General features: G+C 46.5%; 12 protein-coding genes. 9 read left to right on the top strand and 3 right to left on the bottom strand.

Annotated features, from left to right (window positions below; genetic code table 11):
* Nucleotides 1-197: 197 nt before the first annotated feature.
* From dnaE to ACZ5PW_RS04415, 9 genes are all read left to right on the top strand, one after another.
* Entirely contained in the window at nucleotides 198-3,725 is a 3,528-nt protein-coding gene (gene dnaE, locus ACZ5PW_RS04455; protein WP_464558337.1) for a DNA polymerase III subunit alpha, read from the top strand.
* Nucleotides 3,726-3,851: 126 nt separating this feature from the next.
* Complete coding sequence (gene queD / locus ACZ5PW_RS04450; protein WP_464558335.1) at nucleotides 3,852-4,238, top strand: 6-carboxytetrahydropterin synthase QueD; 387 nt, start codon at nucleotides 3,852-3,854, stop codon at nucleotides 4,236-4,238.
* A gap of 3 nt (nucleotides 4,239-4,241) precedes the next feature.
* A complete protein-coding gene (dtd, locus tag ACZ5PW_RS04445) occupies nucleotides 4,242-4,709 on the top strand; it encodes a D-aminoacyl-tRNA deacylase (RefSeq protein WP_464558333.1) in 468 nt (155 codons plus the stop codon).
* A 134-nt stretch (nucleotides 4,710-4,843) separates the two neighbouring features.
* On the top strand, nucleotides 4,844-5,275 hold the full coding sequence (locus ACZ5PW_RS04440) for an ATP-binding protein (RefSeq protein ID WP_464558331.1): 432 nt from the start codon (nucleotides 4,844-4,846) through the stop codon (nucleotides 5,273-5,275).
* Nucleotides 5,257-5,586 carry an STAS domain-containing protein gene (locus tag ACZ5PW_RS04435; RefSeq protein WP_464558329.1) on the top strand — a complete coding sequence of 110 codons (330 nt, stop codon included), beginning with the start codon at nucleotides 5,257-5,259 and terminating at the stop codon, nucleotides 5,584-5,586. The genes ACZ5PW_RS04440 and ACZ5PW_RS04435 overlap by 19 nt, the downstream gene beginning before the upstream one ends.
* A gap of 29 nt (nucleotides 5,587-5,615) precedes the next feature.
* Nucleotides 5,616-6,728: a FapA family protein gene (locus ACZ5PW_RS04430; RefSeq protein WP_464558327.1), complete on the top strand. Its 1,113-nt coding sequence runs from the start codon at nucleotides 5,616-5,618 to the stop codon at nucleotides 6,726-6,728.
* 7 nt (nucleotides 6,729-6,735) lie between these two features.
* A complete protein-coding gene (locus ACZ5PW_RS04425; protein WP_464558325.1) occupies nucleotides 6,736-7,491 on the top strand; it encodes a motility protein A in 756 nt (251 codons plus the stop codon).
* A gap of 42 nt (nucleotides 7,492-7,533) precedes the next feature.
* A complete protein-coding gene (locus ACZ5PW_RS04420; RefSeq protein WP_464558323.1) occupies nucleotides 7,534-8,280 on the top strand; it encodes an OmpA family protein in 747 nt (248 codons plus the stop codon).
* Between the two features lie 7 nt (nucleotides 8,281-8,287).
* Complete coding sequence (locus ACZ5PW_RS04415; protein WP_464558321.1) at nucleotides 8,288-9,955, top strand: CgeB family protein; 1,668 nt, start codon at nucleotides 8,288-8,290, stop codon at nucleotides 9,953-9,955.
* 71 nt (nucleotides 9,956-10,026) lie between these two features.
* Here the strand turns inward: ACZ5PW_RS04415 and ACZ5PW_RS04410 are convergent, their stop codons facing one another.
* From ACZ5PW_RS04410 to cysS, 3 genes are all read right to left on the bottom strand, one after another.
* Nucleotides 10,027-10,236, bottom strand: a complete 210-nt coding sequence (locus ACZ5PW_RS04410) for an FmdB family zinc ribbon protein (RefSeq protein ID WP_464558319.1) — start codon at nucleotides 10,234-10,236, stop codon at nucleotides 10,027-10,029.
* Nucleotides 10,237-10,509: 273 nt separating this feature from the next.
* The gene (locus ACZ5PW_RS04405; protein WP_464558317.1) at nucleotides 10,510-12,117 is read right to left on the bottom strand and encodes a sensor histidine kinase; all 1,608 of its coding nucleotides are present in this window, start codon (nucleotides 12,115-12,117) and stop codon (nucleotides 10,510-10,512) included.
* Between the two features lie 201 nt (nucleotides 12,118-12,318).
* Entirely contained in the window at nucleotides 12,319-13,776 is a 1,458-nt protein-coding gene (gene cysS / locus ACZ5PW_RS04400; protein WP_464558315.1) for a cysteine--tRNA ligase, read from the bottom strand.
* Nucleotides 13,777-13,784: the final 8 nt, after the last annotated feature.

Genomic DNA, 13,784 nt, shown 5'->3' with positions numbered 1-13,784 from the left:
ACCCACCCGGCAAAATTTAATCATCCATACAGATCTCTGTAAAAGAGATTCCGAAGGAGCTCTGCTCCATTGGCTGCCGGAGTAAACCCCGTCAAAATCAAAACGAATCATAACACGTACACACGTGAAAGCCCGATACTTTATTGGGCCTGTCTAAACAGATTAAAGCTTAAGACCTAGATATACCAAGGATAAATATGTCAGAATTCGTTCATCTCCATGTCCACACCGAATACAGCCTTCTGGACGGAGCGATCCGCATCAAGGATTTATGCCAGCAGGCCAAGGATTTCGGCATGCCCGCAGTAGCCATTACTGACCACGGATCAATGTTCGGCGCAGTCACATTCTATATGACGGCAATGGATATGGGCATTAAACCCATCATCGGCTGTGAAGTCTACGTTGCGCCCGGTGATATCGATGATGAACTTGCCCATACCAGAAAAGACAGCAGACACCGTTACCACCTTGTGCTGCTGGCCAAGAACCAGCAGGGGTATAAAAATATCATCAAGCTCTGCTCGCTTGGCTTCCTTGAAGGCTTTCATTACAAGCCCAGGGTCAGTAAATATCTTCTGAATAAATACAGTGAAGGAGTGATCGCTCTTTCCGCTTGCCTTGCCGGAGAGATCCCCCGTGCTCTGAGAAATGAAGGTCTTGATGCCGGGGTTGAAATGGCTAAACAGTATGCCGAAATTTTTCCCGGCAACTTCTATCTTGAAATTCAATCCAATGGGCTCAAGGATCAGGAAGTGGCCAACGATCTGCTCATCCAGTGTTCAGAAAAAACCGGCCTGCCTCTGGTTGCGACCAATGACTGCCACTACCTGACCCAGGAAGACTATGAAGCCCACGATCTCCTGCTGTGCATCCAGACCCAGACCACTGTGGATGCGCAGAAACGTTTTCGCATGGACACAGACCAGCTGTATTTCAAGCCGCAGGAAGAGTTTGAACAGGAATTTGCCCATGTTCCGGAAGCAATCGCCAACACCCAGAGGATTGCCGAAATGTGCAATCTGGAAATCGAGCTGGGCAACTACTACTTCCCGGAGTATGAACTTCCGGAAGGAATGACCATTGAGACCGAATTTGTCCGGCTCTGCAAGGAAGGCCTGCAAAAGCGCATTGAAAGTGCCCCGTATAAGATTGACGAGAAAAAATACTGGGACAGGCTTGAGTATGAGCTTGGCGTCATCAACGAGATGGGCTTCCCAGCCTACTTCCTTATCGTTCAGGACTTTATCAACTGGGCCAAAGACAATAAAATCCCGGTAGGTCCGGGCCGAGGCTCGGCTGCAGGATCAATCGTTGCGTGGGCTCTTCGCATCACAAACCTGGACCCGCTCCCCTATGACCTTCTTTTTGAAAGATTTCTGAACGTTGAGCGTGTTTCCATGCCGGATATCGATGTCGACTTCTGCGAACGCCGCCGTCTTGAAGTTGTCCATTACTGCTCTGAAAAATACGGTTTTGACCATGTGGCCCAGATCACTACCTACGGAACCATGAAAACCAAGGCGGTAATCAAGGATGTGGGGCGCGCTCTGGGTATGCACTTCTCCGAAACCGACCCTATCGCCAAACTGGTTCCTGACGATCCGGCAATCATAGCGCAGGGCCTCGGAGTTAAAAAAGCTAAGATTACAGTCCCTAATGCGGTCAAAGCCATACCAGAGCTCCAGAACATGGTGGACACCAACCCCAAGATCGCAAAGCTGATGGATATCGCAACCCGTCTTGAGGGAATGTCCCGGCATGCATCAACTCACGCTGCCGGGGTTGTTATCTCAGACAAACCCATGACCGATTACCTGCCACTCTATAAGGGTAAAAAGGGTGAAATTGTAACCCAGTACGATATGAAAAAGGTCGAAAAAGTCGGCCTGATCAAATTCGACTTTCTGGGTCTGCGAACCATGACCGTTATCGAGGACTGCCTCGATATCATCCGTCTTCAGGGCAAGGAGGCTCCGGATCTGGACACTCTGTCTCTGGACGATCCCGCTACATTCGACATTTTCTGCAAGGGTGACACTGACGGGGTCTTTCAGGTTGAGTCTTCAGGCATGCGTAAATACCTGCGTATGTTGAGACCAAGCTGTTTTGAAGACATCATCGCTATGCTGGCCCTTTACCGCCCGGGTCCACTTGGCTCCGGGATGGTTGATGAATTCATCAAGCGTAAACATGGAGAAATAGAAGTCAGCTACCTCTGGCCTACCCTTGAACCAAGCCTTGCCCCCACATACGGGGTCATCGTTTATCAGGAGCAGGTTATGGCAGCTGCCATGACCATCGCAAACTACTCTCTCGGTGAGGGTGACCTTCTGCGGCGAGCCATGGGTAAAAAGATTCCCGAGGAAATGGCCAAACACAGAGTCCGTTTTCTGGAAGGAGCACGCGAAAACGAAATTCCTGAAAAAACAGCCAACGACATCTTCGACCTCATGGAACAGTTCGCGGCATACGGCTTCAACAAGTCACATTCGGCTGCATACGCACTGATTTCATATTACACAGCATATTTAAAGGCACACTTTCCAGTGGAATTCATGGCTGCCCTGATGAGCACAGAAATGAACAATACTGATAAGATCATCATGTATATCAACGCCTGCCGAGATATGAATGTTACTGTCCGCCAGCCGGATATCAATCTGGGTATTGCTCGTTTCTCGGTTTACGAAGGGGACATAATCTACGGGATGGCCGGGATCAAGAATGTCGGCGAAGAAGCTATTAATGAAATTGTGGCCGAACGCAGACAGAATGGAGTCTTCAATGATTTTGTAGATTTTGTGACTCGCGTGAACTTGAGGCGGGTAACAAAAAGGGTAATTGAATACCTGATCCGCGCCGGAGCTTTTGATTCAATGGGCGGCTCAAGGGCGGGTATGATCGCATCGCTTGACCGGGTTGTTGCCTATGGTCAGAAAAAAGCCAAAGAAAAAGATTCCGGGATGATCAACATGCTGGATATGCTCGGAGGCGGAGGAGAAGATCAGGAGCCTGCAACTGTTACTTTTGAAGAGTTCAATCTACCTGAGATGGATGACAAGGAAATGCAGAGACTTGAAAAGGAAGCCCTAGGGTTCTATCTGACCTGTCATCCCCTCCTGAGCTACAGGCACGAAATGAACCGACTGGGCCTGCAGACAATAGAAGGATGCAAACAGATGGCCCATGAAGCCCAGATAAGACTGGGAGTGATCATCACCGGATTCAAGGAGCATATAACCAAGAAAGGAAAAAAGATGGCTTTCTGCAATATGGAAGACATGACCGGTTCCGGAGAGCTTATTGTATTTCCCAACGCATACGAAGGGGCAGCTCAATATTTAGGACAGGATATCCCCCTGCTGATCAAAGGCAAAGTTGACAATCCTCCGCCGGAGGATGGTGAAGAGGAAGGTCTGGCACAGGCCAAGGTGATGGCTGATGAAGTCAGTCCTCTGGAAAATGCGCAGGCCGGATGTCAGGAGGCAGTTCCACTTCCCGTGCACCACAGTCTGTGCTCCGATGAGGGGATAGCTGAACTCAAAGCCATACTCGGTGGATATCCCGGTTCTGCCCCGGTGACACTGCAGATATTTCTGGATAATTCCGTCTGCACTTTAAGGCTGGGACATAGCTATAACATCCGCCCCAACGGTGATTTCTGGCGTGAATTCAACCAATGGCGGAAAAACGGAAACGGAAACAGTTCCCTGATTCAATGATCAATAAGTTATAAAGACCCCTTCGCGGCTAACTATTTGATACACTTACTTTTTTAAGATAGTAGTTCCTTTCGGGCACTCCGAAAGGAACTACTGCTAAATAACGACAATGATACGGAGAAATATATGAGCAAAGGAAAATGGAGACTCAAAGTCAAAAAGGACTTCAGCGCGGCACACCAGCTCAGAAACTACGGTGGAAAGTGCGAAAACATGCACGGTCACAACTTCGGCGTAGAAGTTGAAATAGAAGGCAACCACCTTGATTCAAAAGTTGAAATACTTATGGATTTCAAGGAGCTGAAGAAAGAACTTGGAGAAGTCCTTGATACTCTTGACCATAAGCACCTCAACAGTGTGGAGTATTTTGAGCACCGCAACCCGTCTTCGGAAAACATAGCCCGTTATATTTATCAGGAAATGAAAAAAAGAATCGCGAATGAACATGTCCGTATGGTCTACGCCTCTGTTTCCGAAAAGGATTCTTCCGTCGCAAGCTATTTCGAGGATTAGGTAATGCGGCTAGTAATTCAAAGGACCAGTGGCGGAAAGGTTGATGTTGAAGAGAACACAGTCGGAGAGATCGGTCCCGGAATAATGGTTCTGGTCGGATTCGGTAAAGAGGACAGTGAAGAACTTCCCGGATCAAAAGTCTGGAACACGCTGATCGACAAAATGATCGGACTCAGAATATTTGAAGATGATGACGGGCGGATGAACAAATCACTGGCTGACATTGAAGGTGACATTCTGCTGGTTTCCCAGTTCACACTCTATGCCTCCTGCAAAAAAGGCAGGCGTCCCTCATTCACTGATGCGGCAGCGCCGGATCTTGCACACGGATTATGTGACAGGTTCACAGCTGATGTTTCCGCAAAAGCCCCGGGAAAGGTTGCCACAGGAGAATTCGGGGCCATGATGAATGTGGATTTCGTCAACTGGGGGCCTGTTACAATTATCCTTGATTCCAGAGATTTTGCCTGATTTTCCTGTTTTACCTTGACTTCCTTTGCTAAAAAGTGAGGATTAGGTATATTGAACTTAAGATGAGAACATAGCATTAAGTTGTAACAACTGTCATTGCTGACTGAATGTCAGCGATTCTAATTGGAGCATTCATGCATAATTATGTGCTGGAAGCAGTTCCTACACCGGAAAAAAGCAGAGAAGTTGCACGCAAGGCAATAAATATCCTCAAAGACTATATCGCGGATGAGGATATGCTCCATGATATTGACCTTGTCCTTACCGAGGGCTGCTCCAATGTCGCACGCCATGCATATGAAGATGATGAGCCATGCAACAGACTTGAGCTCGCAATAACCCTGGACCCCGGCAAGATGGTTGTATTCGAAATATCAGACTGGGGTAAAGGCATGTGCTCCCAATCCATAGACTTCAGCATGCCGGCTCCTGAAGCCGTTGGCGGACGCGGGATGTTTATAATGTCCAAACTTATGGACTCCTTCGAATTGATACAGAAAGACGGTAAAAATACAATCAAGCTGACCAGAATAATAGAGGAAAAAAAATGGCTGAGGAAAGAATAAAAATTGAAGACGGCATTCTGACCCTCAAATGCGGCAGGGAAGTCACCATAGAAACCATTTACGATTTCAAAGAAGTGGCTGAAGCCAAAAGTGAATCTGCCGAAGTCAATGCAGTAGTGGCCGACCTTTCCGAAGCACATTTTCTGGACAGCTCCGGCATCGGATTTCTGGTTTCCCTGAATTCACGCTTGAAAAGTATAAACAAAAACATGTTTCTTCTTAAACCGAGTGAGCAGATCTGCAAAACACTCGAACTCGTAAGACTTATATCATTTTTCACTATCATCGAAGACGAACGGGAAATCATCTAGAACAGCCTTTACCGGTCCGGAGCTTTTAAATGCCTTGCCTGAGACACTACTTTGACCCAGACTTCGATTATCAGAATCTCAAACCGGTGGAAAAAAGCGACGGAAGTGTTGATTACTACAACATGGGCTATGTCCAGAGTGTGATCACAGGGCAGGTCCTCGCCCAGTGGGATGAGCAGGTTGCCGATGATCAATGCCCATACGGATACCGCCACTTTACAGACAAAAAGCTGCCTGCCGGGCCTAACACCAAGACAAATCCTGAGAACAGGGATCAGTTGATTGCCACTAAAAACGGCTATGTATTCTACAATGAATCTGGCCTGATCACGGTCAAGGAATTGCTGAATGTTCGTGGTGACGTCAATATTTCCACCGGGAACATTTTTTTTGTGGGAGACCTCGTAGTCCATGGAGCAATTAAATCCGGTCTCGATGTTAAGGCCAATAATGTAAATGTTAAGGGTGTAATCGAGCAGGCAAACGTGCATGCCGCAGGTTTTCTCAAATGTGATGGTGGAATAAAGGGCAACAGCAAGGCCCATGTGGAATCGAAAAAGACCCTGAGAACAACTTTTTGCGAAAATGCAACACTTGTCAGTGGTGGAAATATTATCATTGATAAAAACTGCATGCATACTAATATATACTGTGAAGGAAAATTCGCAGTTAAAGGTAGACTGGCTGGCGGTAAATGCTACAGTTGTCAATACGTTTATGTGGGAGAACAGCTTGGGGGCGGGCTGAGTGCACAGGCTCAGGTCATCGTAGGCTACAACCCGCTGCTTCTGCTCCAGATTGACAAAATTTCAGCCCAGATTTCGCTGCTTAAAAACAATGTTGATGTACTTCTTAAGGCTATGAGCAACGGAGCTGCGGCTACGTCTGATTTCAGACAGAAAATTGAGAAAAATGAAATGAAGATCAGATTTCTCAAAAACAAGAAAAGACAATTGTGGGACAAAATCCAGCAGACAGAAAATCTGGAAAGCTGCAAAATCATGGTTGGGGGACTTGTCAAACCCGGAGTTGAAATAAGCATCGGCCAGGCTTACATGCAGGTCGACACTCCGCTTGAGAATGTACTTTTCTACTATGAAAACAATGAAATTAAAGTGGGTTCACCCGCACTAAAAAAATAGAAAAAATATGGATATTGCAACCTTAATCGGTATCGTCGGGGGATTCGGACTCATTGTAGCCACTATTATCATGGGTGGTAATGCCGCCGGCTTCATAGATCCCCCATCTGTTGTAGTTGTTTTCGGTGGAACATTTGCCTCTGCTTTCATTATGTTTCCCATGGGCGTTGTACTGAAAGCCTTTAAAATTGCCCTTAAAGGTTTTTTCGCCAAACCCAGTGACCCGAAAGCCATTATAGATCAGATCGTGGCTCTTGCCGAAACAGCCAGAAAGGAGAGTCTTGTTGCTCTCGAAAAAGTTTCAATCGATGATGAATACCTCAAAAAAGGAATTATCCTCGTAGCAGACGGAACTGACGGTGATCTCGTGCGGCAGATCATGGAAATCGAAATCGACTTTATGAAGAAAAGGCATTTTCAGGGGCAGGCGGTAATGAAAGGTATGGGAACAATGGCCCCAGCTTTCGGGATGATCGGTACTCTGATCGGTCTGGTAAATATGCTTTCAAATCTGAGCGACCCCGATGCCATCGGTCCTGCCATGGCAGTTGCGTTGCTGACAACTCTTTACGGTGCTGTCGTGGCCAACGTTGTCTTTCTACCTTTGGCTAAGAAACTTGAAGAGCGTTCCCTTGAAGAATCGCTGTACATGGAGATAATGGTCGAAGGGGTAGTTGCAATCCAGAAAGGGGAGCACCCTTCCATAGTGAAAGAGAAGCTTCAGTCTTTCCTCGCTCCTGCAATGCGTGACGCATCAGCCTAATCCAGGCTTTTACCAGAACAAAGCACAGACCCAAGGCAGAATATGGCAAAAATAGTTGTTATCAAACCAAAGGATAACAGCCCACCACCGGAAGAAGGACTTCCTCCGTGGATGGCTACATTCGCCGATATGGTTACTCTGCTGCTCTGCTTTTTCGTTCTGCTGCTTTCTTTTGCCAACAACGACCTTGCCAAGTTCAAAGAGTTGCTTGGTTCCATCAGGGATGCATTCGGTGTTAAAATTGAACGCAGAGAAGCGGATCATCTCTCATTGGTTCCGTCAGACCTTGAGCGTAAAGAAGTCAAGATGGACAGCAACGACAAAAGACTTCTGGGATTGGTTCTGCAAATCAAGGCCCTACTGGATCAAGAAGAGGCCACCAGAAAATCTACCGGAGTAAAGGCTGACCGGGACGGGGTACTGGTAAACGCAGACTCAGCATCACTTTTCAAACCGGGAACTGCAGAACTGAACCCCGGTGCCAGCAAAATTCTGGACAAGGTTATCGAGTTCCTCAAGGAGCACAATTACAACCTTGTTGTCCGGGGGCATACTGACAACTCGGAAAAACGGACCAGAAAATTCCCCACAAACTGGGAGCTGTCATCTGCCCGAGCGGCAAGCGCGTTGCGCTACATAATAGAAAAGGGCGGTATTGCACCCAAAAGGCTTAAAGCAGTAGGCTACGCAGATACGCAACCGCTTGTTAAAAATGACACTGCCGAAAACCGCCGTAAAAACCGCAGGCTAGAATTTTTCTACCATAAACCTGCGCGCGATTCGTGGTAGGGCAATCATGAAAGCCTGCCAAGCAGAACTGCTCACAGAAGAATCTGGACCTTATGATGTCAGAATAATCTGTGACGGAAAAACAAAACACATGTGGGGCCGCTTCGGCCACCGGAAAGAAACCGAACTTGCCGCACAGTTGGAGAAAGACCATACCCCTGTCCTTATCGGAGCAGGAACAGGAGTAGCGGCAAAAATACTGGCAAAGAGAAAAGACCGTCCACTGCTCATTCTGGACAATCAGCCAGATATTCTTGAAGCAACCGGCCTCCGAAGCGAATTGCGTAAATTTCCGAATGTAATATGGATCACTACTTCCTCCCCTCTGAACGCAGCACGGCATATACTTGAGCTTGAGGAGAATTTCGGCCAAAAGATACAGCTTCTTAAGATTCCCTTTTATCTGCGTCTTTCAGATTTTTATATCCAGGTTGAAACTATCCTCCAGAAAGAATCCGAGGAAAAACCTGAATTTCCATCCTGGCCCAAGTTTCGGAGCCCTGTACCGCGCATTCTGCTTTTGACCAGCCAGTATTTTTTAATGGGAGAAATCGTCTCCGCCTGCCAAAGACAGGGAATTCCCCACATGTTCATCAATATGGACACTAAGGAAATGGAGCTTGAAAACTTTGTAGGCAGAATTTCCAAGGCACTGGACACATTCCGCCCTGATTTCGTGCTCACGGTCAACCACTTGGGGGTGGATCAGGAAGGAGTTCTGAACACCCTCCTTCATAAGTTTCAGGTTCCGCTTGCATCGTGGTTTGTGGATAATCCCCAGCTTATACTCCCGCTTTACAAGGCGCAGGCGAATGCACAGACTGTAATATTCACCTGGGACGCTGATCGCATGGATGCTCTTCGCGACATGGGATTCAGCAACATTTTTCACCTCCCACTCGGCACAGACCAGACCCGTTTTATCCCCTCCAAAGGATGCATTAAAAATCGATGGGCCAGAGATATTTCCTTTGTTGGCAATTCTATGGTCCACAAGACGAAAAAACGCCTTGAGGCCGCCGGGCTTTCCGGAATACTCCTTGAGAAATGGGAGGATGTGGCTCGCCACTTTGGAAGGAACTCTGAGCCTTCCGTGCTAAATTTTCTCTCTGCGAATTATCCGGAGCTGTTGCCACACTATGAAAATCTGATCTCACCATACCGGAAACTTGCCTTCGAAACCCTGATTATCTGGAAAGCCACACTAGAATACCGCCTTTCCTGCGTAAGAAAGACTCTGGATTTCAATCCGCTAATTGTGGGAGATGATGGTTGGCACCAACTTTTAGACGAAGAAGACAACTGGGATTATCACCGGGAACTGTCATATTACAATGATCTTCCTGAATTTTATCCCTGCTCTAAAATCAATTTCAACTGCACCAGCCAGCAGATGAAGGGAGCTGTGAACCAACGAGTCTTTGATGTTCCCGCATGTAATGGATTCCTATTAACAGACCACCGCTATCAGGTGGAAAAACTCTTTGAGCCAGAAAAAGAGATCGCCATATATAATTCAATAGATGAAATTCCGGAACTCATTCAAAAGTACCTCGGGGATAGTGAGGCAAGGCAGAACATAGTCAAGGCAGCGCGCAAACGGATTCTGGCCGAACACACCTACGATTGCCGGATCAGGACTTTAATTGATTTTATGAAAAAAAATTACGCATAAGAAAATCCTCCTGAAATGATAATTCAGGAGGATTTTTAAATACTTTCCGACCGGAAAGAGACCTATCAACCTCACGAAAATCCAGATGAGCCACAGCCGCCTTCAGGCATGGACGGCATAAAATCTGCTCCGCCAGAAGACCTTCCGCAAAATGTTGACAGTATTTTCTCAGTATCTTTGCTTTTACATTCAGGACATATCGGATTTTCTTTCGCTGTAGAGAAGACCAGCTCTTCAAACTGACGCCCGCATTCTCTGCATTTATATTCATAAATCGGCATTGATCAGCCTCCGCAACCGCCGCCCTTCTTATCGTCAGATTCCCCACGGGAACCCTTTCCAATCTGTCAAGGCGAAACTCCCATCTTGGGAATGACCAGCTTCACAATTACAAATACAACTGCGAAGATAGCCAAAAGACCGAGAATATCATTCATTTCAAACCTCACAACCTGTTAATGGTTCATTACATGATTTAAGATTTGAATAAATAATGTCAATACCTGAAAAGAAAAGCAATCAAAAAACCGGATAGAGCATATAAACCACAACGGCTATCCAAGCTTAACATAAAAAGAGAACTCCGAGCCTTCACCCAACCTGCTCTTGACGAACATATCGCCTCCCATCATAGCCACCAGCTTGCGTGAAATGGGGAGCCCAAGTCCCGTTCCACCATATTTTCTGCTCGTTGAAGAATCTGCCTGAGTGAAGCTTTCGAAAATAATATCCAACTTTTCTTTGGGTATACCGATCCCGTTATCCTTCACAGAGAACATAACCCTTCCTTCATCCATATGAAGTCTGACCTCAACTGCTCCACCCGTAGAAAATTTCACGGCGTTGCTGATTAGATTCAAAAGAACCTGCCTGATCCGGGTGGGATCCCCGACAACCTTTTCCGGTACGTTGTCATCAATAACGCAGGATAACTTAATTCCCTTCCTCTGGGCGTCAGTTTCAAACATACCGACCACCCTCTCGACCATCTCTGCAATCAAGAAAGTATGACACTCAATTTCGAGATGCCCTGCTTCGATCTTGGATATTTCCAGAACATCGTTGATTATTGAGAGCAGGGATTCCCCGGCTGTTCCCGCAATATTGAGAAAATCCCGCTGCTCTTCGTCAAGCTTCGTTTCCTTCAGCAATTCGACCATTCCCAGAATGGAGTGCATGGGAGTGCGAATTTCATGACTCATATTGGCTAGGAACTCACTCTTGACCCTGTTTGCAACCACGGCCTTTTCCTTCTCATTCTGCAAACGTTCCAGTGTATCATTTATGGCGGCGGAAAGATCAGTCAATTCATCGTTTCCACTTATAAGAACTGTCTGACGCTCATCTCCACTAAATGAATCCCCTTTTAACTGAGCCTGCAGTTTCTTTACTCTTGAAACAAAGTTGACGTTGAGAAGAACAATGGTGGCAATGCCGATAACAACCAAGGCTCCCATAAAGCATATTACAAAGGCACGGGTCATGGCACTGCCTATTTCATGGGCGTCACGAGTCATCTCAAGTTGAAGCAGAACCAGAGGTTCGCCGTCCAAATCATCAAGAACCATGAAACCTTTTATTGTATCATCACCGGGGTCAACCGCCTTGAAAAATACTTTCTCTGAACTTATCCCATCAAGAGCGCTGAAGGACAGATCAAGCAGGAGTCCATCTCCCAACCGCTTGATTGCCGGGTCACCGTAAAAGCGCCCCATAACAACATATCCCGGAGACTTTCCCTGCACTTCACTGTTAAGAATTTTCTGAACCGAGACCATCATTATCTTATGATTCATCCTTATCAGCCCCGAATCGCCAAAAGAACCGGTTTCTGCAAGAATTTCAGCACCCATGCAGCCATCTTTTCCAAAACACTCAAAATATGTTTCAGCCCCATCAGAAAACCGACCGGAAACAACTCTTCCCTCACGATCCAGATATATCAAAATATCCAGATTTAAATTGATCATCACATCTTCAGTGAGATTGGATTTGATGAATTCTTCATTTTTGTCTGACATGAAAGAGTAACTGTCGTCCCACCATGCCCAGTCACGACAATAACTCTCCAAAGTCCGTATTTCAGAAGAGATAGCGTATGAAGCCCGGGTCAGATTCTCTTTCATAAGAACCTTTTCAATTTCATTGGAACTTCGTTCCATAAGTAAACACGCCCCCAGCCACGCTGCGAAAAATATTGCAGTGCAAAAAAGGACTACCCCGCAGATACTTTTACCACTTAAGCCTAAACGCATTCAAACCTCACTCTTGATTAAGGATAGCCGACCATACTCCCTAGCTAAAAAAAAAGAAACCGGACTGACGTCCGGTTTCCAAATATAAATTATAAATCTTATTAAAGCTTAGATCACATTCCACACAGCGCCCTGCGGTGTATCTTTTACTTCAATACCTAAAGAAATCAACTCGTCCCGTATTTCATCAGAACGGGAAAAATCTTTATTTTTTCTGGCTTCCTGCCTTGCTGATACAAGCTCTTCCACCTTGCTCACTTCGATTCCCTTGCGTTCAAGCATACACTGCTTCAGATTTTCGAGGAAAATCTTTGGCTCTTCTGTGAATATACCGAGAACCTCACCCCATTTCTTTACATTTTCCAGAATACGGGTCCAGGCATCACGCCCACCCTCGCTTTTACGCCAAGACTTTTCCTCGGCAATACGTCCGGCAAGTCGGATGAGAGTAAACATGTGACCTAATGCTGCGGCAGTGTTCATGTCATCTTCCATTGCAGCAGCCCAACCTTTTTCGGCATCTGCAATCTCGGCAACAACTTCCTCGGGCAGGGCAGCTTTGGACCATTTGGATTTCAGTAAAGCCTCTTCAATCTGCTCGATAGCGGTATACACCCGCCTGATACCTTTTTCAGCTTCCTCAAGAGCTCCGAAGGAAAAATCCAGCGGACTGCGGTAATGCATTGTCAGCAGAAAATACCGCAGAGTTTCGGGCATAAATTTAGCAATTATATCACGGATGGTGAAAAAGTTTCCAAGTGACTTGGACATTTTCTCGGAGTTGATCTGCACAAATCCGTTATGAACCCAGAAACGGGCCATCTCTTTTCCGGTAGCCGCTTCACTCTGGGCAATTTCGTTTTCATGATGGGGAAAGCTCAGATCCTGTCCGCCGCCATGGATATCAAACGGCAAAGGAAGATACTTTTCGCTCATTGCGGAACACTCAAGGTGCCATCCGGGACGGCCTTTGCCCCAGGGGCTTTCCCATGAAGGTTCTCCGGGCTTTGCTGCCTTCCACAAAGCGAAATCAAGAGGGTCCTGCTTTTCTTCTCCGGGCTGGATGCGGGCTCCGGACTGCATATCCTCGATATTTCTACCCGACAGCTTACCGTAATTTTCAAAAGAGCGGACCTTGAAATAAACATCACCTGAAGGAGTTGGATACGCATGCCCCTTTTGGATGAGAGTCTCAGTTAGGCCGATCATCTCGGGAATGTGTTCCGTACATTTCGGCTCGATATCTGCGCGCAGGATGTTGAGCTTATCCATATCCACATAAAATTCACCGATGAATTTTTCAGCCAGTTCCATGGAGCTTACTCCAGTCTCATTGGCACGGTTGATGATTTTATCATCAATATCGGTAAAGTTACGAACAAAAGTCACATCATAACCTTTAAAACGGAGATACCGGACCAGAACATCAAAGACCACGGAAGAGCGGGCATGTCCGATATGGCAGAGGTCATATGCGGTAATTCCGCACGCATAAAGGCTGACCTTATTGCCGTTTAAGGGAACAAATTCTTCTTTCTTACGCTTAAGTGTATTGTAAAGGCGCATAGCCACTC

It is taken from the genome of Maridesulfovibrio salinus (genome assembly GCF_055394525.1).
The sequence above is the reverse complement of the archived record's forward strand: the minus strand, read 5'-3'. Positions and strand labels throughout refer to the sequence as shown.